Consider the following 24,915-nt stretch of genomic DNA (forward strand, 5'->3'; position numbering starts at 1 on the left):
AAACCGCCGTTGACTTTACGCCTTTGAAGTTGAAGTTGATTTTCAAACCCCGGGAGCATCCCCCATCATGCCAAAACGAAGCCCTCCCCTGATCCTCTTCGCCCTCCCGGCCCTGATCATCTTCCTCGCCTTCTTCTGCCTCCCGATGGCAAAACTGCTCGCGGTAAGCGTCTCCGGCGAAAAAGGCGCAAGCGTCTACTGGACCGTCATCTCCAGCCAACGCTACCTCCACAGCCTGATGGTGACGGTATTGCTCTCCGCAACGGTCACCCTGGCAACCTTGATCATCGCTGGCATCACCGGCACCTTCCTGGAGCGCAACGCCGTTCCCGGCAAGGCGCTGCTGGTGGCAATGCTGACCTTCCCGCTGGCGTTCCCCGGCGTGGTGATCGGCTTCATGGTCATCATGCTCGGCGGCCGCAACGGCCTGCTGGCGATGGTGAGCGACTGGCTCGCCGGCGACCGCTGGACCTTCGCCTATGGCCTGGCCGGCCTGTTTGTCGGCTACCTGTACTTCTCCATCCCGCGCGTGATCCTGACCGTGATGGCGGCAGTCGCCAAGCTCGACGCCTCGCTGGAAGAAGCCGCAAGATCGCTCGGCGCGGGCCGCTGGCGCGTGGTGCGCGACGTGATGCTGCCGGCGCTGATGCCCGCCATGATCTCCAGCGGCGCCATCTGCTTCGCCACCAGCATGGGCGCCTTCGGCACCGCCTTCACGCTGGCGACGCAGCTCGATGTGCTGCCGCTCACCATCTACAACGAATTCACCAATTACGCCAACTTCGGCATGGCCGCGGCCCTGTCCGTGCTGCTCGGCATGGTCACCTGGGCCCTGCTGGCGCTGGCGCGCTGGTTCTCTGGCGACGCCGTCGCCGCCACCGCCTGAGGAACGCCATCATGACTTCATCCCGCCGCGGCAGCGCCTATTGGCTGCAGCTTGCCCTGACGCTCACGGTCTGCCTGTTCATGGTGGTGCCGGTGGTGCTGTCGGTGCTGGCCGGCCTGACCAACAATATCTTCGTCGGCGTGGCCAGCGGCCTGACCACGCGCTGGCTGGCGGAGGTATGGTCGCTCTACCGCAACACCATCTTCCTGTCGCTGGGCATCGCGCTGGCCTGCCTGGCCTGCACCCTGGCGCTGGGCGTGCCCGCGGCCTATTACATGGCGCTGCGGCGTGGGCGCGTCACGCGCCTGATCGAAGAGCTGCTGATGCTGCCGGTCGCCGTGCCGGGACTGGCCACCGCGCTTGGCCTGATCCTGCTCTACGGCGGCTGGCAGGCGTTCCGCACGAGCTGGGTATTCATCCTGGTAGGCCACGTGCTGTTCACGCTGCCGTTCATGGTGCGCTCGGTGCTGGCCATCATGTCGGCCATCGATATCCGCACGCTGGAAGATGCCGCCGCCAGCCTGGGCGCGAGCCGCCTGCAGCGCTTCTTCACCGTGGTGCTGCCGAACTGCCGCCAGGGCATCCTGGCCGGGGCCCTGATGGTGGTGACGCTGTCGGTGGGCGAATTCAACCTGACCTGGATGCTGCATACACCCACCACGCAAACCCTGCCGGTGGGGCTGGCCGACAGCTACGCTTCGATGCGGCTGGAGATCGGCTCGGCCTACACCATCGTGTTCTTCTTCATGATCATTCCGCTGCTGGTGCTGATGCAGGGGCTGTCCGCGCTCGGCGCGCGCGCCCGCAAGCACCAGCCGCTCGCGGATGACGCCGGCGCGCAACGCGGCGCCGGCGCCGATCCGCTTTCCACCTCCGAGGCTCGCCATGCATGAACCGACCCCCATCACACTGCGCCATTGCGGCAAGACCTTCGCCGACGGCACGCTGGCGCTGCAACCGCTCGACCTCGACATCGGCGCCGGCGAAACCGTGGTCCTGCTAGGCCCCTCCGGCTGCGGCAAGACCACCACGCTGCGCATCATCGCCGGGCTGGAGTTCCCCGACGCGGGCGGCGTAGTCAGGTTTGGCGACAGCGACGTTACGGCCCTGCCGATCGAGCAGCGCGGCGTGGGCATGGTGTTCCAGAGCTATGCGCTGTTCCCCAATATGACGGTGGCAGAGAACATCGCCTATGGCCTGCGCGTGCGCCGCGTCGACGCCGCCGCGCGCCGCCGCCGGGTGGACGAGATGCTGGCCATGATGCAGCTCGGCCCCTTTGCCGAGCGGCGTATCGACCAGCTCTCCGGCGGCCAGCGCCAGCGCGTGGCGCTGGCCCGCGCCATCGCGGTGCAGCCGCGCGTGCTGCTGCTCGACGAGCCGCTGACCGCGCTGGATGCCAAGCTGCGCGATGCGCTGCGCGCCGACATCAACCAGTTGCTGCGCAGCCTGCGCATCACCGCCGTCTACGTCACCCACGACCAGGCCGAGGCGATGGCGCTGGGAGATCGCATCATCGTGATGGACAAGGGACGCATCGCCCAGTCCGGCACGCCGCAGCAGATCTACCGGGCGCCGGCCAACGCCTTCGTGGCGGATTTCATCGGCACCATGAACCGGCTGCCGGCGGTGCTGGAATCCGGCGCCTGGCGCGTGCCGGGCGGGGTAGTGCCGCGCCACGCCAACGACGCGGGTGTGGCGAGCGCCGAACTCCTGTTCCGCCCCGAGGACGTCGCCCTGGCGCAAGCCGGGGAAGCGCACCTGGGCGGCGCGGTGGTCACCGCGCTGTTCCTGGGCAACTACACGCGTTTGCTGGTCGACGTAGGCGCACCCTCGCCGCTCGTCGTCGACACCACCCGGCGCGACGGCTGGCAGGCGGGCGACCGCGTCGGCCTGCGCCTCGATACCGGACACCTGATCACGCTTTCCGAAGCGCTCGCAGCATGAACACCTCTTTCCCTGACGGGGCCGGCCCGGCTGCGCCGGACGGCAGCTACCTGCTGGCCCAGATCACCGACCTGCATATCAAGGCAGGCGGCAAGCTGTCCTACCGCATGGTGGACACTGCCGGCGCCCTGCAGCGCTGCATCGATACCCTGCTCGCCGCGCCGCAGCGGCCCGATGCGGTGATCGTCACCGGCGATCTGGTCGACTTTGGCGCCGAGGAGGAGTACCGCTTCCTGCGTGGCATCCTGCAGCGCCTGCCAATGCCGGTGCGGCTGCTGCCGGGCAACCACGACCATCGTGCCACGCTGCGCCGCGTCTTCGCCGATCACGACTACCTGTGCGCGGCGGGCGACGGCGACGCGCCCATCCATTACAGCGTGGAAGCCGGCCCGCTGCGCCTGGTGGCGTTCGACTGTACGGTGCCGGGAATGCCTGGCGGCCGGGTCGATCCCGCCGCGCTGCCCTGGCTGGAGGCCGCGCTATCCGCCGAGCCGGAGCGGCCGACGCTGCTGATGCTGCATCATCCGCCCTTCTATACCGGCATCGGCCATATGGACCAGCAGGGCCTGGCCGATGCCGCCCTGCTGGAAGCCGTGGTGCGCCGCCATCCGCAGATAGAGCGCGTATTGTGCGGCCACCTGCACCGGCACATCGTGCGCCGCTTCGGCGGCACGCTGGCCATGACGGCGCCGGGACCGGCGCACCAGGTCACGCTCGACCTGGATCCGCAGGCCGCCTCACGCTTTCGCATGGAACCGCCCGGCTATCTGCTGCACTGGTGGCACCCTGCGCACGGGCTGGTGACCCATGCGGCGGTCATTGGCGAATTCGGCGCCGACCACCCCTTCTTCGATGCTTCGGGCAAACTGATCGACTGAGCGGAGACTGAGCGGACTGCGACAGCGCAAAAAAAAACCCACTGCCGGGTGGTAGTGGGTAACAAAAGTGGTGCGGGCAAGTCGCGGAAATCGCCCACCCACTAATGGTGGCATCGCACGACAGCAACGGAAATAATCCTTCCGGACTAGAGCAGTGCCATCCCCAGCGGCCGGCGGGCACCCGGCTATTCCCCGCAATCGCACGTCTGGCGCGGCCTGCCGGCAATACGGGGGCGCCGATCGCACTGCGAATCCCCTCTAAAGAGGGGTAAATGGACAAGACTGCGAGAATCTAGTCCAATTCGCCATTGGCGATCGCGCCGGACAAATGGCGGCGCCCCCATTGCCTCACTTTTCGTCTTCCCCGATTTCAACCGCCGCGGCCGGGTGCAGCGGCGGCGCCCAAACCCCAATTCATGCTTAACGCCCGCCTGCTGCTGATCGACGACCACACCCTGTTCCGCACGGGCCTGCGCCTCGTGCTGGCCGACAGCCCCAGTGTGGCGGGCATCATCGAGTCGGGCTCGGTCATGGGTGCCGTGCAAGACCACCGCGGCGCCGAAGTGGACATCATCCTGCTCGACATCCAGATGCCCGGCCTCAATGGCATCGAAGGCATCAGAGTGCTGCGCCGTCACTTTCCGACGGCGTGCATCCTGATCGTGTCAGGAACCTCGGGGCTTGAGACCATCCCGCCTTCCGCACGCAAGGAAATCGCCGGCTTCCTGCCAAAATCAGCCGACAGCGCCGAGATCGAAGACGCCATCGCCAGCTGCCTGCGTGGCGATACGTATTTCAGCCTCGACCCGGCCGGGGATACCGCTGGCATCCCGGATGCCGGCGGGAACGGCAGCGGTGACGGCGCCGCGCCCGGCGCGGCCTATCAGGCCAGCTCGCTCACGCCGCGCCAGCTCGAGGTACTGGCGCAACTCAGCCTGGGCCGCTCGAACAAGATCATCGCGCATCATCTCGGGCTCTCCGAGAACACCGTGCGGGTCCACGTGGCCGCCATCCTCAATCACCTGGGCGTGGTCAGCCGGGTCGAAGCGGTACTCGAGGCCCAGCGCCGCGGCCTGGTGCAAACGGGCAGGTGAGCCATGTCCGTCCTTGTTCCCCGCTTCGATGAACCGCGGCTGCTGGCCGCGGAGATGGAGCTGATCGACGCGAGCTTCGGCATTGCCATGCTGGGCTGTGCGCTGGCGGCCTTTATCCTGGCGCTGGGGCTAAGCCTCGGCGGCAAGAACCCCGGCGCCATCCCGTGGGCCCTGGCCATGGCCGCCGCCTGCGCATCGGGGCACTTCGGGCGACGCCTGCTGCCCGAGCGCCTGAGCGAAGCCCATGCCGGCCTCTACGCCCGCTGCATGACAGCCCTGCTGACGCTGATCGGCGCGCTGTGGGGACTGGCGGCGTGGCTCTACATGGATGTCGGCTCGCCCGCGACGGTCATCTGCATCCTGTCGCTGATCGCCGGCATGAGCGCGGCTGCGCTGGCGGTGTTTTCGGCATGCCTGCCGGTTGCGGTGGGCTTCTTCGTGCCGGCCATCGTGCCGGTCTGGGCTGTCTTTGTCGCCACTGGCGACAGCGCCTACCTGGCGATGTTCCTCGGCACGCCGCTCTACCTGGTGGTGCTGATGATCTTCGCCCGCAACTATGCGCGAGTGGCACGCCATGCGATTGCGCTGCGCTTCGCGAACGTGGAGCTGATCTCGCAGCTGCGGGAGCAGACAGCACGGGCGGAAGACGCCAAGCGCGAGGCCGAGGAGGCCAATCGCGCCAAATCGGTGTTCCTGGCCTCCGCCAGCCACGACTTGCGCCAGCCGCTGCATGCGCTGGGCTTGTTCGTGGTCACCCTGGGCCGCTCCGAACTCAGCGACAAGCAGCGCCAGTTGCTCACGCATATCGAGGCTGCCTCCGGCGCCGCGCGCGAGATGCTCAACACGCTGCTCGATTTCTCCAAGGTGGACGCCGGCGTGATCACCCCAAGGCCGCGCGCCTTCCGCCTGCAGGGCATGCTGTACAAGCTGGAGAACGAGTTCGCGCCGCAGGCCGATACACGTGGCCTGTTCTACCGGACCCGCGATACCACGGCCACCGTGTTCGCCGATCCCACCCTGGTGGAACTGATCCTGCGCAACCTGATTGCCAACGCCATCCGCTATACCAGCCAGGGCGGCGTACTGGTGGCATGCCGCTGCCGGCGCGGGCAAGCCGTGATCGAGGTGTGGGACACCGGCATGGGCATTCCGCTGACGCAGCGCCGCGCCATCTTCAAGGAGTTCCACCAGTTAGGCAATCCGGAGCGGGACCAGCGCAAGGGCCTGGGACTGGGGCTGGCCATCGTGGAAGGCCTGGCGCGTACCATTTCGACCCGGATCCAGCTTAACTCCAGGCCCGGCCGCGGCTCGGTCTTCCGCTTTGCCCTGCCACTGACCGAGGAAGCCACCGAAACGCCCGCTACCGCCATGCCGCACAAGCCCAGCCTGCGCGGGCTACGCGTGCTGGTCATCGACGACGACCAGGAAATCCGCATCGCCATGGCGGAACTGCTGGAGGGCTGGCAAGCCGTTTGCCTGCCGGTGGAATCCGAAGAGGACGCCCTGGCCGCGCTGGCCGGCTTCAGGCCCGACCTGCTGCTGGCCGACTACCGCCTGCGCGGCGAGCGCACCGGCCAGGAAGCCATGGAGGCCATCCGTGCCCGCCTGGGGCGCGCCATTCCCACCGTCATCATTACCGGCGACACCGCGCCGGACCGCCTGCGCAGCGTGCACGCGGGTGGCGCCGCCCTGCTGCACAAGCCGGTGGTGGCGCAGCAGCTCCACACCGCCATGACCGCCCTGCTGCGTGACGCCGGATGGCGGCAGGACATTCCGCGCGGCGCCAGCAGCCACGCCGCGGACTAGCCGGCGCAAACCGGCGCCTGAGCAGGGATTGCCGGACCGGCAGGGCAACAGTGGCGGCCCGAGGCCAGGCGCGCCAGAGCTGGACAGCGCCTAGAGCTTCGGAATGCGCAGGGTCTTGCTGATCATCAGCGAGCCGGACAGCACGAACAGCAAGGCGAGCGGATGCAGATCCGCCGGTCCGAGCGCCCACACGCCGCCATAGAGCGCATCGCCAAGGCGGCCCTGCCATGCACAGAATGCCAGCACGCCGGTCAGCAGCACACTGGTGGGAATCGGCGTGCCTTCGAAGTACGCCACTTTGTCGCCGCCTTCGGACAGGGTTTCCGCGGTCACGTTGAAGCGCGCCAGCCGGCTCACGCCGCAGCACACGAAATACACCAGCGCGGCCATGTCCCAGCCGCCGCGCATGCCCGCGGCAAAGGCCAGCACCGCCGGGCCAACCCCGAAGGAAATGATGTCCGCCAGCGAATCCAGCTCGCGCCCCAGCGCGGAATGCTGGTGCCGCCAGCGCGCGATGCGGCCGTCGAGCACGTCGAAGACAAAGGCCGCGGGCGCCAGCGCCGCCGCCGCCAGGAAATGGTCGAGCGACTGCGTGGCCACGTAGAACATGGCGAAAAACACCGAGGCCATGCCACAGGCGGCATTACCCAGGGTGAACAGGTCGGCGAGATGCAGCTCGCGGACCATCGAGAAATGCTTGGGACGTTCTGGTGCGGATGCCATATCGGCGAACTCCTGATTCATTTGGCGCGGCACGGACGCGCAGCGCCGGCAACCAGCGAACCCCGCCGAAACACCGGCAGGGAACGCAAGAGCCACGCTTAAAACCGCAACCCGGCGGCGCGCAATGCGGCCTCGGTTGCGCCGGCGCTGGCATGATGCACGGCCTGCCATCCAAGCGCCGTTGCCGCCGCCACATTGGCGGCATTGTCATCGATGAACAGCAGTTCCTGTGGCGCGATGCCAGGCAGCCGGGCACCGATGCGCGCGTGCATCAGCTGGTAGATGGCCGGGTCGGGCTTGGCGATACCGACTTCGCCGGATACCAGGATATCGCGGAACATGTGCAGGAAATCGGCGCTGCGCTCGGCATGCGGATAGGTTTCGCTCGACCAGTTGGTCAGGCCGAACAGCGGCACTTCGGCGGCATGCAGGCGCCGCAGCAGGTCCACGCCGCCGGGCAGCGGACCGCGCAGCATCTGCGGCCAACGACCATAAAAGGCACGGATGAGTTCCGCCTGCGACGGATGCTCGGCCACCAGCAGCTCGGTGGCCTCAAGCAGCGGCCTGCCCGCATCCTGGCGGATATTCCAGGCCGGGGAGCAAACCTCCGACAGGAAGCGGGCGCGTTCCAGCGGGTCCGGAATCAGCTCGCGGTAGAGGTATTCCGGGCTCCAGTCGAACAGCACACCTCCAAAATCGAACACTACGGCATTGACGGTCACGGTATCTGCTTGGCTCGTTAGCTGGTTGGCTATCTCGGTAAAAGGTGAAAACGGCAAGGCTGCATTCTCGCAGAGTCTGGCCGGCAGCAAGTATGAGAATCCGCTCAAAGCCCTGGCAAGGCTGGCGCCCTACGCTTGCACTCACCGGTCTGTCGGGCCCATGAACCCATGCATCCCTGGGCCCGCACGCAAGGCAAGCCATGCCCCGGTCACGCGTGCCGACGTTCCCATCTCGTTCCCATACCGTCTGGCGCCATGCCACGCAATCCGACCCGCCACAATGCCATGCGCCTGTTTCCGCCAAGTGTCATCCCGCCACGCCTCGTCCCACCCTGCCTGGCATTGCTATGCCTCGCCATGCCCGTCCGCGCCGACGTGGGCTACCAACCGGCCCGCGCGCCGTCGGCGGCCATTTCCGCGCAATGCGGCGCGCCGGCCACACTGATCGCCGACCTGCGCGACGGCAGCGAAGGCACGCCGTCGGTCGGGCGGCGGGTGGCGCTCGAAGCGGTGGTCACGGCGGACTACTCGGGCCCCGACGGCTTCAGCGGATTCTTCGTGCAGCAGGCGGACGGCCAGCGCCAGAACCGTCCCGGCATAGCGGAAGGCATGTTCGTCCATGCGCCGCGCGCCGGCATGCGGGCCGGCGACCGGGTCCGCGTGCTCGGCACGATCGAGGAGCGCTTCGGCCAGATGCAGCTGAGGCTGTCCGGCCGGGCCACGGTATGCGCGTCGGCCCAGGTGGTCACGCCGTCCGTGGTCACGCTGCCGGCCGAGCATACAGGCTCGCTGGCAGCCTACGAAGGCATGCTGGTCCGGCTGCCCCAGACCCTGACGGTCAGCGAGACGTTCGAACTGGGCCGGTATGGCGCGGTAGTGCTGAGCAACGGCCGCCTGCCGCTGCCCACCAACGTGGCGCTGCCCGGCGCCGGAGCCGCCGCGCAGGCCGCCGCCAACGCACTGAACCGCGTGACGCTGGACGACGGATCGAGCCGCCAGAACCCAGAGCGCGTGATCTATCCTGCGCCGGGGCTGAGCGCATCGAATACCTTGCGCGGCGGCTACGCCGTCACCAATGTGCAGGGCGTACTGGAGAGACGCTTCGGCAACTGGCGCCTCCAGCCGGTCCCAGGCGCGCCGCTGCCGGTCTTCCAGCCAGCCGCCAACCCACGGGCGGGCGCACCGGCCCGCGCCGCCGGCACCGATCTTCGCGTGGCCGCCTTCAACGTCGAAAACTACTTCAACGGCGACGGCAAGGGCGCGGGTTTCGACGATGCCGATAGCCGCGGGGCCCGTACGCCAGCCGAGTTCGCCCGGCAGGAAGCCAAGATCCTGAGCGCGCTGCAAGCACTGCATGCCGACGTGATCGGCCTGATGGAGATTGAAAACAACGGCTACGGCGAACTGAGCGCCATCCGCCGGCTGACAGGCAAGCTCGGCCCCGACTGGCGCTTCATCGATCCCGGTACGGAAAAGCTCGGCCGCGATGCGATCCAGGTCGCCCTGATTTACAGGGCCGGCACAGTGGAGCCGGTAGGCACGGCCGCAACCCTTGCCATGGGCGCGAGGACCCGCCAGCCCCTGGCTGCCACCTTCCGCCTGCCCGGCCACGCCCGCAAGCTCACCGTGGTGGTGAACCACTTCAAGTCCAAGCGTTGCAACGAAGCGCGCGGCAACAATGCGGACCAGCACGATGGCCAGGGCTGCTGGAATCCCACCCGCGTGGCCGCGGCCGCCCGCCTTGCCGACTGGCTGGCCACCTCGCCCACCGGCGTGCCCGACGATGGCAGGCTGGTGATCGGCGACCTCAACAGCTACGCGCTGGAAGACCCCATCCGCACCCTGGCGGACCGGGGCTACGCCGACATGATCGCCCGCTTCGCCGGTGCCGGCACCCATGCCTATAGCTATGTCTTTGGCGGCGAAGCGGGCTATATCGACCACGCGCTTGCCGATGCCGGCGCGGCCGGCCGCGTGCGCGCAGCGCGCCACTGGCACATCAACGCCGACGAACCGGTTTCGCTGGCCTATCCGCTGGCCCACAAGAGCGTGCCCCAGCAGCAGTCCTTCTACGCGCCGGATGCCTATCGCTCATCCGACCACGACCCGCTGGTGGTCGATCTGGCCATGCGCGACAACGCCACCGTGCCGGGCGATGGCACGGCGGCAGGCGGAAGTGACGGGAGCGGGAGCAAGCTCGGTGGTACCGGCAACGGCAGCGAGAATAACGAGAAAACCGTCACCGGCGCCGGAGCCATGGACCCCTGGCTGCTGCTGGCCACGGCCGGCGCCGTGGTCATGGCGGCATGGCACCGGTTCGCGCGCCGCTTCCTGCAGCGCTGAGCCACGCCCGGCCACCCTGGCATGGCTTGCGAGCATCTAGCCGCCAGCCGCATTGCGCCTGATGCCGTTCACCAGATAGGCCACGATCAGCACATTGGCAATCGCCAGCCCGATGTGGATAGCGCTCGGATGGGCAATGGCCTCGTACAATTCCACGGGGATATAGATCCCCCCCGACCAGACGCCGAGCCAGTTCGCCCATATGCGCTGGCGCCAGAGGCCATAGGCCTCGGTAAAGCGCATGGCCGCATAGGCCATGGCCGAGCCGCCAATGGCCCACAGCCGCGCGTCGCTCGGATGGGCCATCAGCGAAAGGAAAATGGTCGGGTAGTGGCTCGCCGGATTCAGGTGCAGGCGGGCGACAATCGCCTCGGCCAACGCCTGCGCATCCCGATGCAGTAGCGCAATCAGTCCCAATCCGGCAAGGATCACCACCGCGCCCTTGGCCGCCTCGAACAGGGCGATGCTCTTCAGGCCGGCGCCTGAGCCATGCTTTGCCATTTGGCCAGTCCTCATCAACGATAATGTGAGAATCCTACCCCGGCGCGGCGGACGCCGGCAAACCGGAGTCCGCCCGGCGGCCCTGGGGCCCTGGGGCCATGCGGCGTGCAACGAGGACGCGCTCGTGCAGGCAACGCTTCGCCGCGCGCTGGTACCATCCACGTGCCGGCGACTTCCGACCCCCGCCCAAGGCAGCACCATGAATCCCGAACACCTGCAACGCCTGCTCACCCGCACCATGCCCTACGGCAAATACAAGGGCCGCCCGATCGCGGACCTGCCGGGCAACTACCTGAACTGGTTCGCGCGCGAAGGTTTTCCGCCCGGCGAGATCGGCCAGTTGCTGGCGCTGATGCACGAGCTTGACCACAACGGCCTGACCGGACTGCTGGACCCGCTGCGCGGGCGTTAGCGGGCAACCGGTATCGGCGCGCGGCCGGACGTCGCCGATTGCGCGGTCTTTGGCGTCCCCGCTCCCCCACCGGGTGCCGGTGCCTTCGAGCCGCACGGCTTATCCTCCCGTAATCCTGTGAATGGTGCGGCCACGCGCGTCCACCGCCACCGTGGCGGGCATGTCCTCCACTTCGAACTCATAGATGGCCTCCATGCCCAACTCCGGGAAAGCCAGCACGCGCGCCTTGCGGATGGCCTTCGAGATCAGGTAGGCCGCCCCGCCCACCGCGATCAGGTAGGCGGCGCCATGGCGGCGAATCGCCTCGATCGCCCGCTGGCCGCGCTCGGCCTTGCCGATCATGACCAGCAAGCCGGTCTGTTCCAGCAGTTGCGGCACGAACTTGTCCATGCGCGTGGCGGTCGTGGGCCCGGCCGGCCCGACCGCCTCGTCGCCCACCGCATCGACCGGGCCCACGTAGTAGATCGCGCGGTTGCGCAGCGGCACCGGCAGCGGCTCGCCGGCGTCCAGCATGGCCGCCAGCCGTTTGTGCGCGGCATCGCGGGCGGTCAGCAGCCGGCCACGCAGCCGCAGCGTCTCGCCAACCTGCCATTGGGCGACCTCAGCGGCGTCAAGACGATCCAGGTCGACCACGCGCCCCGGCCTGGCTGTGAGCGCGCGCGGAATATCGGCCCAGGTATCGGCAGGTGGCGGCGTCAATAGCGCGGGGCCCGAGCCGTCCAGCGTCACCGTGACAAAGCGCGTCGCGGCGCAGTTGGGAATCAGCGCCACCGGCAAGGTGGCGGCGTGGCACGGCAAGGCGGCCACCTTCACATCGAGCACCGTGGCCAGGCCGCCCAGCCCTTGCGCGCCGATGCCGAGGCCATTGATGCGATCGAACAATGCCAGCCGAAGGCGCTCGGCTTCATTCCCCGCCCCGCGCGTCCGCAACTCGTGGATATCGATCGGACTGAACAAGGCGCGCTTGGCAGCGAGCATGGCCTGCTCGGGCGTGCCGCCCACGCCTACGCCCAGCACGCCAGGCGGGCACCAGCCAGCGCCCATCTGCGGGATGGCGGCGAGGATCCAGTCAAGCAGCGAGTCACTGGGGTTGAGCGTGGCGAACTTCGCCTTGACGTCGCCGCCACCACCCTTCGCCACCACGGTCATTTTCACGGTATCGCCCGGCACCAGTTCCAGCTGCAGGAAACCCGGCGTGTTGTCGCCGGTGTTGCGCCGCTCGCCCAAGGCCGAGCCGACCATGGTAGCGCGCAGGGGGTTGGCGCCATGCGTGTAGCCCTGGCGCACCGCCGCGTCGACCATCTGCTGCACGGACAGCAAGGCGGCGCCGTCGCGCGCGGCAAACTGCACGTTCATGCCCACCGTCATGAAGACCTGCGCCACGCCGGTGTCCTGGCAGATCGGCCGGTGACCCTCGGCGCTCATGCGGCTGTTGACCAGCATTTGCTCGATGGCGTCGCGCGCCGCGCCCGCAGGCTCGGCCGCGAATGCGCGCTTGAGCGCCTCGACGAAATCGGCGGGATGGTAGTAGCTGATGTACTGGAGCGCGTCGGCAATGGTATCGACGACGTCTTCCTGGAAGATCACGGTCATGGCGGCGGAAGGCGGAGCGGAGGCAGGTCCCGGTGCGGGTCAATATGTTTATACATAATGACACAGCCAGCCTGCCATGGGCAAACGCAAAAACCTGCCGCGCGGCGTCCTAGCCCGCTCCGCCCTGCCGTTGCAGCACCGTCGAATACGTGAACCGGTCGGCCGGATGAACGCTCACCACCACCTCGAACAAACGATCGGACTGGTCGAAATACTGCCGCACGAATTCCAGCGCATGGGCATCCGGCGCAGTGCCGAGCACCTCGGCCAGCGCCGCGGGTACGCCGACGGCGCGTACCGTCTGGCGCACTTCCTTGACCAGCCTGCCAGTCGATTCGCCAACCAGATCGGAGATCAGCCTTGTATCCGTCTTGAGCTGCCTGCGGATCTTCGCGCCGTCGGCCGCAGTGACATAGACATCCGACCATGACAGCGGATGGGCCGGCAGCTCGGGGTTGGTACGGGAAGTCTCGATATGCAGCCAGCGCGTGCCGGGCTGGCAACCCAGGCGGCTCGCCAGGTCGATGTCCATCACGATCTCGTGCGCGCCGTGGATGACCCGCTGGGTGGCCGCGCCGTATTGCACCAGTTCGTCGATGGTGGACAGCTTGGGCGTGTATTCGCTGCTGCTCGGGGTGGCGGCTTCGACCCGCGTGCCGGCGCGTTTCTTGCGCGAAACCAGCCCCAGCTCCTGGATTCGCATCAGCGCCACCCGTACGGTGCCGCGGCTGACGCCGTGTTTCTCGGCAAGTTCGAGCTCGCCCGGCAAGCTCGACCCGACCGGATAAACCCCGCTCGTGATGTCGTGAATAAGCGCCTTGGTCAACTCGGCGTGGCGTGGCTCCATGGATTCCCTGAATGATCGGTCAATGTGCTTTTGTGCATAAGGCGCAGCAAATGCTAGCGCCTGCCGGCGTACAAGCCAAGCGTAAAGGGTAAACCAGATGCCAGTCCGGCTTGACGGGCTATCTCCGTCTTCCTAGAATATGTTTAAACATATTCAATTACTAGACATATGCAGGAGACTGCGATGGCCGTGCTCATCGAAGCCCATCCCGCGCCGGCTGAACCGACTGAACCAACTTGATTTTCAGGCTCTTTTTTTCCGGATATTTCATTCATGGCTACTACCGTCTTCGACTCCGTCCTTTTCCGCGACATGTTCGGCACACCGCAGATGCGCGCCGTCTTCGACGATCGCGCCTATGTCGCGCGCTGCATCGACGCCGAGACCGCGCTGGCCCGGGCGCAGGCCAAGGCCGGCCTGATTCCGGCCGAGGCGGCCCACGCCATCACGGAGTGCGCCCGCCTGGACAGGATCGATCTCGACGCCATGCGCGCCGAGACGGAGATCGTCGGCTATCCCATCCTGCCGCTGGTGCGCCAGTTGAGCGAGATGTGCGGCGAGGCTGGCCGCTATGTGCACTGGGGCGCCACCACGCAGGACATCATGGATACGGCGACCATGCTCCAGTGCAAGGCCGCGGTGGCCATCATCCAGACCCAGCTGGACGAGGTGCGCAGCGCACTGAAGGATCTGGCGGCAAGGCATGCGCGCACCGTCACGGCCGGGCGCACGCATCTGCAGCATGCGCTGCCGGTCACCTTCGGTTTCCGCGCCGCCGTCTGGCTGTCGTCGCTGAACCGCCATGCCGAGCGCCTGGCCCAGGCCAGGGAACGCGCGCTGCTGGTCGAGTTCGGCGGTGCCGCCGGCACGCTCGCCTCGCTGGGCGGTTCCGATATCGGCCTGACGGTGCGCGCCAACCTGGCTGCCGAGCTTGGCCTGCGCGACCCGAGCATTACCTGGCACGTGGCGCGCGACGGCCTGACTGAACTGGTCAGCCTGCTGGCCGCCATCGGCGGCTCGCTCGGCAAGATCGCCTTCGACGTGATGACCATGGCCTCGTCGGAGTTCGGCGAGGTGGCCGAACCCTTCGTGGAAGGCCGCGGCGCCAGTTCCACCATGCCGCAAAAGCGCAACCCGATCTCCAGCGAACTGATGCTGGCCGCCGCCAAGCTGCTGCGCGAGCGCGCCGCGCTGATGCTCGACGCCATGATCCAGGACTTCGAACGAGCCACCGGCCCGTGGCACCTGGAATGGAGCGCGGTACCGGAGAGCTTCCTGCTGGCATCGAGCGCGCTGGGCCAGGCGGCCTTCATGCTCAAGGGCTTGTCGGTGGACGCCACCCGCATGCGCGACAACCTCGACCTCACCGGCGGGCTGATCGTGGCCGAAGCCGTGATGATGGGCCTGGCTCCCGCCATCGGCCGCCAGCAGGCCCACGATGTGGTGTACGACGCCTGCCGCCATGCCATCGAGCACAAGCGCAGCCTGTACGCGGTGCTGTGCGAGAACCAGGACATCGTGGCCCGGCTCGGCGAGCCGCAGATCCGCTACCTGACCGATCCCGCCAACTACCTGGGCGCGGCGGAGCGGATGGCGCTGGCGGTGGTGAAGGACACCGTGCTCGCGGGCCGCTAGACAGCGTCCCGAGTCTGAGCTCCGTTGAAGAAACAAGTCTGTCGAGCAGGCGTGGGAGCCTGGAAGCATCGCGCCCCGCCGAAAAGCGAATCAACCCTGGTGATGGAGACAATCATGAACAAGAAACCGGGCGCCATGCTGGCGCTGCTGGCACTATCCACCGGCGCCCTGGCGCAAGGCTACCCCGCCCGCCCCATTACGTGGATCGTGCCGTTCGCGGCCGGCGGCCCCACCGACGCGCTTGCCCGCAACATCGCGGAGCGCGTCGGGCGCGACCTCGGCCAGCCGGTATTGATCGAGAACGTGGCTGGCGCCGGCGGCACCATCGGCGCCGGCAAGGCAGCCAAGGCCACGCCCGATGGCTATACCTTCCTGGTCGGGCACATGGGCTATATGGCCGCCGCGCCGTCGCTGTACAAAAAGCTGCCCTACGACCCCGTCAAGGACTTCGATGGCGTGTTCCGCTTCCCCGACACGCCGCTGGTCCTGCTGGTGGGCGCCAACTCGAAATTCAAGACCGTGCAGGAACTGGTTGCCTTCGCCAGCGCCAATCCGGGCAAGCTGAACTTCGGCAACGCGGGCGTGGGCTCCACTTCCCATCTGGTGGCCGCGATGTTCGCCCAGCAGGCGAAGATCAAGGTGACCTTCATCTCGTACAAAGGCGCTGGCCCGGCGCTGACCGATGTCATGGGCGGGCAGGTGGACGGCATGTTCGACCAGACCAACACCGCCCTGCCCCAGGTCAAGGGCGGCAAGGTCGCCGCCATTGCGCAAACGGCCAGGCAGCGGGTGCCGCAGTTCGCCAATGTGCCAACGGTGGCGGAGAGCGTGGTGCCGAACTTCGAGGCCTCCACCTGGTACGGACTGTACGCGCCCAAGGGCACGCCCAGGGACGTAATCGCCCGCAATTATGCGGCCTTCTCGAAGGCCATCGCGGACCCGGAGTTCTCGAAGAAGCTCGCCGAACAGGGCATCCAGCTGCTGCCGGACGCCGCCTACAAGTCCGCGTCGCTGACCCAGCACACCGCGGCGGAGGTCGCCAAGTGGAAGGCCGTGATCACCGCGGCCGACATCAGGCTCGAATAAGGACGGCACGCCGTCAAGCCCACCGCCAGCGTTGCGCCTCAAACCCGGCGGCGCCCGGCAGGACGCCGTAGCCGCACCGGAAAGACCATGCCTGGTCTTTCCGGTCAGGGTTCTCATCCGCTTTTGGTAGTACGATTACGCCCTTGACGCATCGCCGCGTAGTCGGGAGAGAGCTTTGCCATCAGTGGATCGCCGTAGCGCCGGCTCATCGCGCGCCCGGACCAGGACCGAGGAACCATCGCAGAACGAGCTGGCCTATAACGGCCTGCGGGACCGGCTGACCGCGCTGGTCTACCGTCCTGGCGAGCACCTCAATATCTCCAACCTGGTCGACGATCTCGATATCGGCCGTACCCCCATCAACCAGGCGCTGCACCGGCTCGCCAACGAAGGGCTGGTGCAGATCCTGCCGCGCAAGGGCGTGGTGGTGTCGCCGCTGTCCATCGACGACGCGCTGCACCTGATCGATGTCCGGCTGGCCAATGAAACGCTATGCGCCAGGCTGGCCGCCGAGCACATCACCCCCGCTGGCCTGCAGGCGCTCGAAAGCATCCTGCGGGAGCTGGACACGGCCGTTGCCGCGCGCAACCTGCAGCAGGTCACCAACCTGGACCGCGTGTTCCATGAGCAGATCGCGCAGGCGTCGGGCAATCCGATCCTGATCGAAATCCTCAAGGTGCTGCATGCGCGCTCCCAGCGCTTCTGGGCCATTTCACTGTCGTCGGAGGGGCACCTGGCGGAGGTCAGCGGCGAGCACCGCGCCATCCTGCAGTCGCTGCGCGACGGCGATGCCACGGCGGCGGCCAGCGCGGTCACGGCGCACGTGCTGTCCTTCCGCCAATCCCTGCTGCAGGGCCGCCGCGAAACGGTCTTCGAGGCGGCGGACGCGAGTTAGCTTTCGAGCGGCTTTTTCGCGGTTTCGCGGGCGATCAGCAGCGCGCCCAGCGTGACCGCCAGCGCGGCGCTGACATAGAGCGAAATCGCCAGCGTCGAGGCGTACGACTTGTACAGGCTGGCGATGATCAGCGGCGCGAAGCCGCCGCCCAGGATGCCCGCCAGCGTATAGGCCAGCGATGAACCGGCGTAACGTACCCGCGTGGGAAACTGCTCGGTCACGAAGGCCGCCTGCGGGCCGTACATCATGGCGTGGATGATCAGGCCGACCACCACCGCCGCGCAGATCTGCAAGGGCTGCGCCGTGTCCATCAGGCGGAAGAACACGAAGGCCCACACCACCCCCAGCAAGGCCCCGGCGATATACACCGGACGCCGGCCGAGCTTGTCCGACAGGCTGCCGAACAGCGGCACCGCGATGGCATTGCACGCCGCGCCGATCATGGTCGCGCTCAGCGCCAGCGGCCGGGACAGGTGCAGCACGCTGGTCACGTAGGTCAGTGTAAACACCACCACCAGCGCATAGAGCACGTCCGAGCCGATGCGCACGCCGCCGGCCACCAACAGGCGCCGCCAGTGATCCACGAACACGTCCTTGATGGGTGTCCTGGCCGTGTTCTTGCGCGCTTCCATCTCCTTGAACAACGGCGTTTCCTCGACGCCCTTGCGCAGCCACAGCCCGAACAGGACCAGCAGCACGCTGGACAGGAAGGGAATGCGCCAGCCCCACGACTGGAAATCCTCGGGGCTGAGCCACAGCGACACGATGGCGATAAAGCCGGTGCCCAGCAGCGTGCCGCACGACGGACCGACCTGGGTGAAGGACGCGTTGCGCCCGCGCTCGTGCTGCGCGCCATGCTCCATCGACAGCAGCACCGCCCCGGCCCATTCGCCGCCAATGGCCGCGCCTTGCAGGAAACGCAGCGCCACCAGCAGGACCGGGCTCCAGATGCCCAGCACCTGGTACGTGGGCAATACCCCCATCAGGCCGGTGGCCACGCCCATCAGGATCAGCGTGGCGACCAGCACGAAGCGCCGGCCCAGCTTGTCGCCGAGATGCCCGAACAGCACGCCGCCGAGCGGGCGGGACACATAGCCCACCGCGTAGGTGGAGAACGCCAGGATGGTGCCGGTCAGCGGATCGAACGAGGGAAAGAAGACCACGTTGAAGACCAGCGCGGCCATCAGGTTGTAGACGGTGAAGTCGTACCATTCCAGCGTGGTGCCGATGGTGCTGGCCGCGGCCAGGCGGCCCATCTTCGGCTTGGCGGCGCCGGCGGCGGCATCGAGCGCGCCGGCCGGGCTTTGTGCGGGGGAGATCGTGCTGTTCATCACACCAGTTCCTTGGCGAAGAGCTTCCATTTGAGGATGTAGCGGGCGGCTTGCTGCGGCAGGGCGTCGAGGCGTTTTGCCGCTTCCCGCAGCGCCAGGGCGCTTGCGGTTTCGGCGCTGCTCTCGATCACCAGGATGGGGAGCAGTTGCCGGTCCGCCAGGCTTTCCCTGGGCAGGGGCTGGCTCAGTTCCGCATCGGGCATCAGCAGGTACGACTGCACGAAACCGGCCTGCGCGGAAAGCTCGCCGCCCACCTCGGCAATCTGGTCGACCAGCGCCAGCGGATCCTCCGGCTGCGCCAGCGGCAGCACGGCCAGCCAGCTGCCGCTGCCCTGCCCCACCGACGCGGCGACTTCGCTCACGCGGCGCATCGGCTGGCGCATGCGGTCGAGGTTGGCGACGGACCAGGGCGTCTGCCGGCGAAAGGCCGCCTTGTATGCCGCGGACGTGAAGGCCGAGAGCGACCCGGTGCGGTAGAGCCCGAGATACTTGGGCCCGCCCTGCACCGCTTCATAGCGCGCGGCCGAGATAAAGCCTTCGATGCGGGCGCGCTCTTCCACGTGTTCGCGGTCGTACCATTGATTGAAATCGGCCTCGTCGGCCGCATCCACATTCGACGCGACGAACAGCATGCCGTGCGGGGACATCCTCGCCGTGCTCTCGGTCGCAAAATTCTCGGTTGCCTCGGTTGCAATACGCTCGCTCATCAAACTCTCCGGTTACCACGCCAATCTCTGGAAGTGATTCGATGATCGGCGCGATCGGCGCGCGCGACAAACGGGTTTTTCTTCGTGTTTCCGATCAGTTTTTCTGTTCGATCCCGCTGTTCAACCCCACTGCGCGCGCACCAGCGTAGCGCGCGGCAGCCCTTCACTCCGGCGCAAATGGTGCAGGCAGCGAACGTACGAAGCGATCCGATTCGCGGCAGGCAAGCTCCGCCACCAGGCGTATCGCTTCCGATGCGGCATGATCGAGATGGCTGACCACAAGCCGCTGATGCGGCAGCGGCATGTCGCAGGCAATCACCCGCAGCTCGCCGCGCTCCACTTCTTCGCGCACCGGCGCCAGCGGCATCAGCGCATTGCCGAAGCCGCCTTTCACCAGCCGTACGATGGCCGCGATCGAACTGACGCAATGCACCTTGCCCACCGGCAACCCGGCCTTGCGGTACAACTCCTTGAGCGCCACGTGCGGCTGCGATCCCGGGCTCATGGTGATGGTCGGGCGCTGCAGCAGCGTCAGCAGCTTCCCTTCGCCCGGCAGCGCTGGCCCCGGCGGGCCGACCCAGCCGATGGCCATCGGCAGGCAGGGCGTGCTGACAATGTCCTCTCCGACCGCGGAATCGGTCTGCAAGGCGATATCGATGCCACCGGCGCGCAAGGTCTTGTGCAGGCCCGCGGTGGTCTCGGAGGTGATCTGTACTTCGATGCCGGGATAGGACGATTGCAGATGGCGCAGGAAATCCACCAGCCAGGTATGCACCACGCTCTCGATGGCACCGATGCGGACCAGCCCGAGCAATTCGTTGCCGGAGCGCCCGAGCACCATGATTTCCCGCTGCAGTTCCAGCAGGCGTTCGCCGTAGCCAAGCAGCCGCAGGCCCACCGGCGTCAGCCGCAGGTCGCGCGCCTCGCGCTCGAACACGCGCGCGCCGATCTCCTGCTCCAGCGAAGCGATCCGGTTGGACATCGCGGCCTGGGTGATGTGCAGCTTCTCGGCCGCGGCGCGAAAGCTGCCGAGCCTGGCCACCCACATGAAGGCTTCGACAAAGCGGGTATTCATGGCCTCAGGCTCCCGGCATTACCGCGCTCCCGCGCACCGGGCGGCAGCCTTTGCCCCAGGTTTTGCCGCTCAAGCGCACCGTTGCGGTGCGGCAGCCGCGTCAATGCCGCCTCCGGCAAGGTTGAAATAGTGCCGATATCTGCATATTTTTCCATTCAGTGAAATTTCACAACATCCGCAGATGGATTCTTATGCAAATTCCACGCCAGTGCTCTAGTGGCATTCCCTAGGACAGGCATGCCCGGCCGGACTTACCGCGCCGCCATCGTCGACGGCGACGCCGACGCGTTTTTTGCCGGAGTGGTGCAGGCGCAGCACCTGCGCTGCGTACAATGCGCGGCAGTCCATCTCACGTTTCCCCGCAGCGTACGCCATGCCCCGAGCGCGCAAACAAGCCATCCCGGCCGGAAGCAGCATGCCTGCCGGCAAGCCGGCGCCCAAGAGCACCAACCCGCTCGACTACCAGCACGCCGCCCGCCCCGCGGCGGTCATGCCCAAGGAATTCCCCGACGGCTTCGTGGTGGCCGCGCACCGGCACGAACGCGCGCAACTGATCTATGCGGTGGCCGGCGTGATCGAGGTCACGGCGGGCCACGCCCTGTGGCTGCTGCCGACGCAGCGCGCGCTCTGGATGCCGCCCGGCCTGGAGCACGGCATGCGCGCCCGCGGCGCCGTGTCGCTGCGCACGCTTTATATCCGGCCCGAAACCTGCCCCGCCGCCACGCCCGCGCAGCCCCGCCTGGTCAATGTTTCGCCGTTGCTGCGCGAACTGGTTCTGCGCGCGGCATCGCTGCCGCTGGACCACGCACCGGGCGGCCGCGAGGACCGGCTGATGCGCGTGTTGCTGGACGAGCTCGAATGGTCGCCGGAACAGGCTTTGCCGCTGCCGGCCAGCCAGGACCGGCGCCTGGCGCGCATCTGCGACGCCCTGCGCGACAATCCCGCCGACCCGCGCACACTGGCCGAATGGGCGCTGGAGGCCGGCGCCTCGAGCCGCACGCTGGCACGCCTGTTCCAGGCGCATACGGGGGTCTCCTTCGTACACTGGCGCCAGCAGGCACGCCTGCTGTACGCGCTGCCGCGACTGGCCGCGGGAGAGCCCGTTGCCACCATCGCGGCGGCGCTGGGCTATGACACGCCCGGCGCCTTCGCCGCCATGTTCCGCCGCTATACGGGCACCACGCCAAGCCAGTACTTCAGGATGTCCGATCCGGCGTAAAGAGTGGCCTGGCCGGCGCAGACGCGCCGCCGGGCCGGGCGTATCGTTGCGTGCATGGCCCTTCGCGGCAGGCAAGCGGCGAACAGCAGCAAGCGGCGGGCACCACACGACAACCAGGATCTGGACATGACACGTTCCAACATCGAATTCATCTCCGAAGGCGTGGCCCTGCGCGGGTGGCTGTATGCCCCCCGGGGCACGCACGCGGGGCCCCACCCCGCCATCGTGATGGCCCACGGCTTTTCCGCGGTCAAGGAACAGTACCTGGACCGCTACGCGGAGGTGTTCGCCGCGGCGGGCTTTGCCGTGCTGGTCTACGACCATCGCAACTTCGGCGACAGCGACGGCACGCCCCGGCAGGAAGTGGACCCGGTGCTGCAAAGGCGCGGCTACCGCGATGCCATCACCTACCTGTGCAGCCGCGACGACATCGCGCACGAACGCATCGGCATCTGGGGCACCAGCTACAGCGGCGGCCATGTGATCGAAGTCGCCGCGCTCGACCGGCGCGTGCGTTGCGTGGTGTCGCAGGTGCCGCAGATCAGCGGGTACGCCTCGGCCCTGCGCCGCACCCGCGCCGACCTGGTGCCGGCCGCGCTCGCGCGCTTCGAGGCCGACCGGCTGGCACGCTTCCGGGGCGAACCGCCGGCCATGCTGCCGGCCGTCAGCGCGGATCCGGCCGTCGCCTGCGCCATGGGGGGCGCCGACAGCTGCAAGTTCTTCACGGACACCGCGCCCTTCGCGCCGAACTGGCGCAACGAGGTAACGCTGCGCAGCGCCGAACTCGCGCGCGAGAACGAGCCAGGCATCCACATTGCCCGCATCAGCCCCACGCCGCTGCTGATGATCGTGGCCGACCGCGACCTGCTGACCGCCACCGACCTGTGCCTGGCGGCCTATGCACAAGCCCTGGAACCCAAGCAGCTGCTGATGATTCCAGGCGGGCACTTCACGCCCTACCTGGAGCATTTCGAGACCACCAGCCAGGCCGCGCAAGACTGGTTCGCGCAGCATCTCAAGCCGTAAGGAAGGCGGCGCGATAGCGGCCGGCAGGCCGCCGCGCATCTGCGCCTGCGCGGCGGCAGCCGGCACGGCGAGGGATCCGATGCGGCAGGATCACGACCATGCCGGGAGGAGCGCGCCTCGCCTGGTCGTGCGTAAGACGGAGACGCAAGCCTGAGGGGCAATGCGGATCGCCTTCTTTGCCTGCTTTGTTGGCGAGACAAGAAAATAGGCCGCCTCCCCGAAGGGGAGGTGAAACGGCTTTTGACTTTAAAGCCTTTGCCTTTGACATCAACAACGCAAGACGCTCACCCCACCCCCAACCGCCCGGCCAGATCCACCAGCGCCGCCGCGCAAGACACATCCGCCTTCAACGCCAGCAACCCATCCGCCCGCGTCTGCCCAAGATTGATCGCAGCAACCGGCTTGCCCAGCTTGCCCGCCGCGAGGCAGAAGCGATAACCGGAAAACACCGTCAGCGACGACCCGATCACCAGCAGCGCATCGGACGACTCCAGCGCCTGCATGGCAGCATCGACCCGCTCCCGCGGCACCGATTCACCGAAGAACACCACATCGGGTTTCAGCACACCGCCACAGTGGCCACAGGCAGGAATGCGCACCGCTTCGAAACTGGCCAGTTCCAGATGCGCGTCGCCATCGGAGGCCGGCAAGGCGCGCAGTTCGGCAAGTTCCGGATTGTCCGTCTCGAGCTGCGCCTGCAGCGAGGCGCGCGGGCGGCGCGTGCCGCATTGCAGGCAGATCACGCTGCCGACATGCCCATGCAACTCGATCACGCCGGTGCTGCCGGCGCGCTGGTGCAGGCCGTCCACGTTCTGCGTGACGAGCCGGCGCACATAGCCGGCCGCCTGCAGCTGCGCCAGCGCGAAATGCGCGGCATTGGGCGTGGCATTCGCCAGCACGGGCCAGCCCAGCATGCTGCGCGCCCAGTAGCGCTGGCGCACCGCGTGGGAACGGAAGAAATCCTGGGCCTGCACCGGCGGCGTGCGCTGCCAGTTACCGTGAGCGTCGCGGTAGCCGGGGATGCCGGAATCGGTGCTGATGCCGGCGCCGGTCAGCACCAGCAGGCTGGGACAGCGTTGCACGAAGGCGTGCAGATCGGCCAGGATCGGCTGGTCGGTGACGGGCACTGGGGGCTCCTTGTGCGATGCGGATAACGTCGTGGCCGGGGGGGACCGCCAGGGCGGCTCAGAAGCTGGGATTGCCCGTGCCAGCATCCGCCGTCTCGCCGGCGAGCGCCTGCCAGGCCTTCAGTTCGGCGCGATAACGCGCCATCGCCTCCGCATGCAGGTCGAAAATGCAGGGATCGCAGCCATTGCCGCAGCAATCGTTGATATCCGGCGTGGGAGGCGCAACGGGCCTGGGCGGCAATGCCGCCGCGGATTGTTCCGGCGCGCTCGCCGCTTCCGGTTTGCGCCCTGCCGCGGACGCGGGATCTTCTACCGACACCATCTGCTCCGATTGAATTGCATACCTAGTATACGGCCGCTGCCGCGGCGGCGCCGTCCGCGCTGGCCAGCCACGCTTCGAATGCCGCGCTGCCGGGATCGCCTGCCACCGCGGCATAGACCACCAGCCGCAAGTGACGCTCCTCGTCCACCGTCAGCGTGGCATGCTCGCAGCGGACGCTGCCGATCCCGTCCAGCCACAGTCCGCGAATGCCGGTGCACACACCGTGCACATCGTGCTGCCGCCACCACTGGCGAAAATCCGGCGCCGCGTGTTCCAGTTCGTCCACCAGTTCGAGCAGCGTCGGATCGTCCGGCGCGCGGGCCAGGTCGCGCCGGAAGCTTGCCAGCATCTGCGGCACCTGCGTCTCCCAGTCGGCAAAGCGCTCCCGCATGGCCGGATCCAGGAAGATCATGCGCAGCATATTGCGATGTCCTGGCGCGCAGCCACCAAAGCCGAACACGCGCTCGGCGGCCTCGTTCCATGCCAGCACGTCCCAGCGCAGGTTGAGCACATAGGCCGGGCGCAGCGGCAGGTCCTGCATCAGCCTGCGCACCAGCGGCGGCACCGTGCACCAGGTGCGCCCGCTCTCGGCGGGCGGGCGCTGGTGCGCCAGCAGGAACAGGTGGCGCCGCTCGGCGGCATCCAGCTTGAGTACGCGCGCCAGGTTCTCCAGAAACGCAGCCGAAACGCCGATGTCCCGCCCCTGCTCCAGCCAGGTGTACCAGGTAAGGCCCACCCCGGCC

24 protein-coding genes are annotated in these 24,915 nt (G+C 67.6%); 13 read left to right on the forward strand and 11 right to left on the reverse strand.

The window, feature by feature from the left end:
• The first annotated feature begins 67 nt into the window (after positions 1 to 67).
• From P3W85_RS00005 to P3W85_RS00030, 6 genes are all read left to right on the forward strand, one after another.
• On the forward strand, positions 68 to 886 hold the full coding sequence (locus tag P3W85_RS00005) for an ABC transporter permease (RefSeq protein WP_017224461.1): 819 nt from the start codon (positions 68 to 70) through the stop codon (positions 884 to 886).
• An 11-nt stretch (positions 887 to 897) separates the two neighbouring features.
• Positions 898 to 1,779 (forward strand): ABC transporter permease, encoded by an 882-nt coding sequence (locus P3W85_RS00010; RefSeq protein WP_276263251.1) that lies wholly within the window; start codon positions 898 to 900, stop codon positions 1,777 to 1,779.
• Positions 1,772 to 2,830, forward strand: coding sequence for an ABC transporter ATP-binding protein (locus P3W85_RS00015; protein ID WP_276263252.1), 1,059 nt, complete (start codon positions 1,772 to 1,774; stop codon positions 2,828 to 2,830). Before P3W85_RS00010 ends, P3W85_RS00015 begins: the two co-directional genes overlap by 8 nt.
• On the forward strand, positions 2,827 to 3,708 hold the full coding sequence (locus tag P3W85_RS00020; protein ID WP_276263253.1) for a phosphodiesterase: 882 nt from the start codon (positions 2,827 to 2,829) through the stop codon (positions 3,706 to 3,708). Before P3W85_RS00015 ends, P3W85_RS00020 begins: the two co-directional genes overlap by 4 nt.
• A gap of 416 nt (positions 3,709 to 4,124) precedes the next feature.
• Positions 4,125 to 4,802, forward strand: coding sequence for a response regulator transcription factor (locus P3W85_RS00025; RefSeq protein ID WP_017229796.1), 678 nt, complete (start codon positions 4,125 to 4,127; stop codon positions 4,800 to 4,802).
• Positions 4,803 to 4,805: 3 nt separating this feature from the next.
• Positions 4,806 to 6,608 carry an ATP-binding response regulator gene (locus P3W85_RS00030; RefSeq protein WP_276263254.1) on the forward strand — a complete coding sequence of 601 codons (1,803 nt, stop codon included), beginning with the start codon at positions 4,806 to 4,808 and terminating at the stop codon, positions 6,606 to 6,608.
• Between the two features lie 90 nt (positions 6,609 to 6,698).
• Here the strand turns inward: P3W85_RS00030 and P3W85_RS00035 are convergent, their stop codons facing one another.
• Together P3W85_RS00035 and P3W85_RS00040 are read right to left on the reverse strand one after the other, a co-directional pair.
• Positions 6,699 to 7,331: a CDP-alcohol phosphatidyltransferase family protein gene (locus P3W85_RS00035; RefSeq protein WP_035813298.1), complete on the reverse strand. Its 633-nt coding sequence runs from the start codon at positions 7,329 to 7,331 to the stop codon at positions 6,699 to 6,701.
• A 98-nt stretch (positions 7,332 to 7,429) separates the two neighbouring features.
• The gene (locus P3W85_RS00040; protein ID WP_017228097.1) at positions 7,430 to 8,053 is read right to left on the reverse strand and encodes an HAD family hydrolase; all 624 of its coding nucleotides are present in this window, start codon (positions 8,051 to 8,053) and stop codon (positions 7,430 to 7,432) included.
• 285 nt (positions 8,054 to 8,338) lie between these two features.
• Here P3W85_RS00040 and P3W85_RS00045 point away from each other — a divergent pair, with 285 nt between their 5' ends.
• Positions 8,339 to 10,396, forward strand: a complete 2,058-nt coding sequence (locus P3W85_RS00045; RefSeq protein WP_430869462.1) for an ExeM/NucH family extracellular endonuclease — start codon at positions 8,339 to 8,341, stop codon at positions 10,394 to 10,396.
• A 36-nt stretch (positions 10,397 to 10,432) separates the two neighbouring features.
• On the opposite strand, the gene P3W85_RS00050 is transcribed toward P3W85_RS00045, so the two are convergent.
• On the reverse strand, positions 10,433 to 10,897 hold the full coding sequence (locus P3W85_RS00050; protein WP_017228098.1) for a DUF2127 domain-containing protein: 465 nt from the start codon (positions 10,895 to 10,897) through the stop codon (positions 10,433 to 10,435).
• 199 nt (positions 10,898 to 11,096) lie between these two features.
• Here P3W85_RS00050 and P3W85_RS00055 point away from each other — a divergent pair, with 199 nt between their 5' ends.
• The gene (locus P3W85_RS00055) at positions 11,097 to 11,309 is read left to right on the forward strand and encodes a DUF3820 family protein (protein ID WP_017228099.1); all 213 of its coding nucleotides are present in this window, start codon (positions 11,097 to 11,099) and stop codon (positions 11,307 to 11,309) included.
• A gap of 99 nt (positions 11,310 to 11,408) precedes the next feature.
• Here the strand turns inward: P3W85_RS00055 and P3W85_RS00060 are convergent, their stop codons facing one another.
• Together P3W85_RS00060 and P3W85_RS00065 are read right to left on the reverse strand one after the other, a co-directional pair.
• Positions 11,409 to 12,902 (reverse strand): fumarate hydratase, encoded by a 1,494-nt coding sequence (locus tag P3W85_RS00060; protein ID WP_276263256.1) that lies wholly within the window; start codon positions 12,900 to 12,902, stop codon positions 11,409 to 11,411.
• Positions 12,903 to 13,011: 109 nt separating this feature from the next.
• Positions 13,012 to 13,749, reverse strand: coding sequence for a GntR family transcriptional regulator (locus P3W85_RS00065; protein WP_276263257.1), 738 nt, complete (start codon positions 13,747 to 13,749; stop codon positions 13,012 to 13,014).
• Between the two features lie 273 nt (positions 13,750 to 14,022).
• On the opposite strand from P3W85_RS00065, the gene P3W85_RS00070 reads away from it, so the two are divergent.
• The 3 genes from P3W85_RS00070 (at position 14,023) to P3W85_RS00080 (ending at position 17,365) form a co-directional block, all read left to right on the forward strand.
• The gene (locus P3W85_RS00070; protein WP_276263258.1) at positions 14,023 to 15,384 is read left to right on the forward strand and encodes a class-II fumarase/aspartase family protein; all 1,362 of its coding nucleotides are present in this window, start codon (positions 14,023 to 14,025) and stop codon (positions 15,382 to 15,384) included.
• 114 nt (positions 15,385 to 15,498) lie between these two features.
• Entirely contained in the window at positions 15,499 to 16,470 is a 972-nt protein-coding gene (locus P3W85_RS00075; protein ID WP_276263259.1) for a Bug family tripartite tricarboxylate transporter substrate binding protein, read from the forward strand.
• A gap of 184 nt (positions 16,471 to 16,654) precedes the next feature.
• Entirely contained in the window at positions 16,655 to 17,365 is a 711-nt protein-coding gene (locus tag P3W85_RS00080; RefSeq protein ID WP_276263260.1) for a GntR family transcriptional regulator, read from the forward strand.
• On the opposite strand, the gene P3W85_RS00085 is transcribed toward P3W85_RS00080, so the two are convergent.
• From P3W85_RS00085 to P3W85_RS00095, 3 genes are all read right to left on the reverse strand, one after another.
• Positions 17,362 to 18,621, reverse strand: coding sequence for an MFS transporter (locus tag P3W85_RS00085; RefSeq protein WP_276263267.1), 1,260 nt, complete (start codon positions 18,619 to 18,621; stop codon positions 17,362 to 17,364). The two genes, P3W85_RS00080 and P3W85_RS00085, sit on opposite strands and share 4 nt — an antisense overlap.
• A gap of 74 nt (positions 18,622 to 18,695) precedes the next feature.
• Complete coding sequence (locus tag P3W85_RS00090) at positions 18,696 to 19,403, reverse strand: DUF4286 family protein (RefSeq protein WP_276263261.1); 708 nt, start codon at positions 19,401 to 19,403, stop codon at positions 18,696 to 18,698.
• 163 nt (positions 19,404 to 19,566) lie between these two features.
• Entirely contained in the window at positions 19,567 to 20,478 is a 912-nt protein-coding gene (locus P3W85_RS00095; protein ID WP_276263262.1) for a LysR family transcriptional regulator, read from the reverse strand.
• 415 nt (positions 20,479 to 20,893) lie between these two features.
• Between P3W85_RS00095 and P3W85_RS00100 the strand changes: the two genes are divergently transcribed.
• On the forward strand, positions 20,894 to 21,697 hold the full coding sequence (locus tag P3W85_RS00100) for an AraC family transcriptional regulator (RefSeq protein ID WP_276263263.1): 804 nt from the start codon (positions 20,894 to 20,896) through the stop codon (positions 21,695 to 21,697).
• Between the two features lie 54 nt (positions 21,698 to 21,751).
• Positions 21,752 to 22,723 (forward strand): alpha/beta hydrolase, encoded by a 972-nt coding sequence (locus P3W85_RS00105; RefSeq protein ID WP_276263264.1) that lies wholly within the window; start codon positions 21,752 to 21,754, stop codon positions 22,721 to 22,723.
• Between the two features lie 284 nt (positions 22,724 to 23,007).
• On the opposite strand, the gene P3W85_RS00110 is transcribed toward P3W85_RS00105, so the two are convergent.
• The 3 genes from P3W85_RS00110 to P3W85_RS00120 form a co-directional block, all read right to left on the reverse strand.
• Positions 23,008 to 23,937 carry an NAD-dependent protein deacetylase gene (locus P3W85_RS00110; protein WP_276263265.1) on the reverse strand — a complete coding sequence of 310 codons (930 nt, stop codon included), beginning with the start codon at positions 23,935 to 23,937 and terminating at the stop codon, positions 23,008 to 23,010.
• Positions 23,909 to 24,172, reverse strand: coding sequence for an oxidoreductase-like domain-containing protein (locus tag P3W85_RS00115; protein WP_017230253.1), 264 nt, complete (start codon positions 24,170 to 24,172; stop codon positions 23,909 to 23,911). The genes P3W85_RS00110 and P3W85_RS00115 overlap by 29 nt, the downstream gene beginning before the upstream one ends.
• 22 nt (positions 24,173 to 24,194) lie before the next feature.
• On the reverse strand, positions 24,195 to 24,915 hold a 721-nt coding region (locus P3W85_RS00120; RefSeq protein ID WP_276263266.1), incomplete at its 5' end, for a helix-turn-helix transcriptional regulator.

The organism is Cupriavidus basilensis, from assembly GCF_029335485.1.
GTDB classification, from domain to species: domain Bacteria; phylum Pseudomonadota; class Gammaproteobacteria; order Burkholderiales; family Burkholderiaceae; genus Cupriavidus; species Cupriavidus basilensis_E.

Coding starts and splice junctions, on each gene's coding strand:
- P3W85_RS00005 (WP_017224461.1), top strand. CDS start 68: ATGCCAAAACGAAGCCCTCCCCTGATCCTCTTCGCCCTCCCGGCCCTG.
- P3W85_RS00010 (WP_276263251.1), top strand. CDS start 898: ATGACTTCATCCCGCCGCGGCAGCGCCTATTGGCTGCAGCTTGCCCTG.
- P3W85_RS00015 (WP_276263252.1), top strand. CDS start 1,772: ATGCATGAACCGACCCCCATCACACTGCGCCATTGCGGCAAGACCTTC.
- P3W85_RS00020 (WP_276263253.1), top strand. CDS start 2,827: ATGAACACCTCTTTCCCTGACGGGGCCGGCCCGGCTGCGCCGGACGGC.
- P3W85_RS00025 (WP_017229796.1), top strand. CDS start 4,125: ATGCTTAACGCCCGCCTGCTGCTGATCGACGACCACACCCTGTTCCGC.
- P3W85_RS00030 (WP_276263254.1), top strand. CDS start 4,806: ATGTCCGTCCTTGTTCCCCGCTTCGATGAACCGCGGCTGCTGGCCGCG.
- P3W85_RS00035 (WP_035813298.1), bottom strand. CDS start 7,331: ATGGCATCCGCACCAGAACGTCCCAAGCATTTCTCGATGGTCCGCGAG.
- P3W85_RS00045 (WP_430869462.1), top strand. CDS start 8,339: ATGCGCCTGTTTCCGCCAAGTGTCATCCCGCCACGCCTCGTCCCACCC.
- P3W85_RS00050 (WP_017228098.1), bottom strand. CDS start 10,897: ATGGCAAAGCATGGCTCAGGCGCCGGCCTGAAGAGCATCGCCCTGTTC.
- P3W85_RS00055 (WP_017228099.1), top strand. CDS start 11,097: ATGAATCCCGAACACCTGCAACGCCTGCTCACCCGCACCATGCCCTAC.
- P3W85_RS00060 (WP_276263256.1), bottom strand. CDS start 12,902: ATGACCGTGATCTTCCAGGAAGACGTCGTCGATACCATTGCCGACGCG.
- P3W85_RS00065 (WP_276263257.1), bottom strand. CDS start 13,749: ATGGAGCCACGCCACGCCGAGTTGACCAAGGCGCTTATTCACGACATC.
- P3W85_RS00070 (WP_276263258.1), top strand. CDS start 14,023: ATGGCTACTACCGTCTTCGACTCCGTCCTTTTCCGCGACATGTTCGGC.
- P3W85_RS00075 (WP_276263259.1), top strand. CDS start 15,499: ATGAACAAGAAACCGGGCGCCATGCTGGCGCTGCTGGCACTATCCACC.
- P3W85_RS00085 (WP_276263267.1), bottom strand. CDS start 18,621: ATGGGCCGCCTGGCCGCGGCCAGCACCATCGGCACCACGCTGGAATGG.
- P3W85_RS00090 (WP_276263261.1), bottom strand. CDS start 19,403: ATGAGCGAGCGTATTGCAACCGAGGCAACCGAGAATTTTGCGACCGAG.
- P3W85_RS00095 (WP_276263262.1), bottom strand. CDS start 20,478: ATGAATACCCGCTTTGTCGAAGCCTTCATGTGGGTGGCCAGGCTCGGC.
- P3W85_RS00100 (WP_276263263.1), top strand. CDS start 20,894: ATGCCTGCCGGCAAGCCGGCGCCCAAGAGCACCAACCCGCTCGACTAC.
- P3W85_RS00105 (WP_276263264.1), top strand. CDS start 21,752: ATGGCCCTTCGCGGCAGGCAAGCGGCGAACAGCAGCAAGCGGCGGGCA.
- P3W85_RS00110 (WP_276263265.1), bottom strand. CDS start 23,937: ATGCTGGCACGGGCAATCCCAGCTTCTGAGCCGCCCTGGCGGTCCCCC.
- P3W85_RS00115 (WP_017230253.1), bottom strand. CDS start 24,172: ATGGTGTCGGTAGAAGATCCCGCGTCCGCGGCAGGGCGCAAACCGGAA.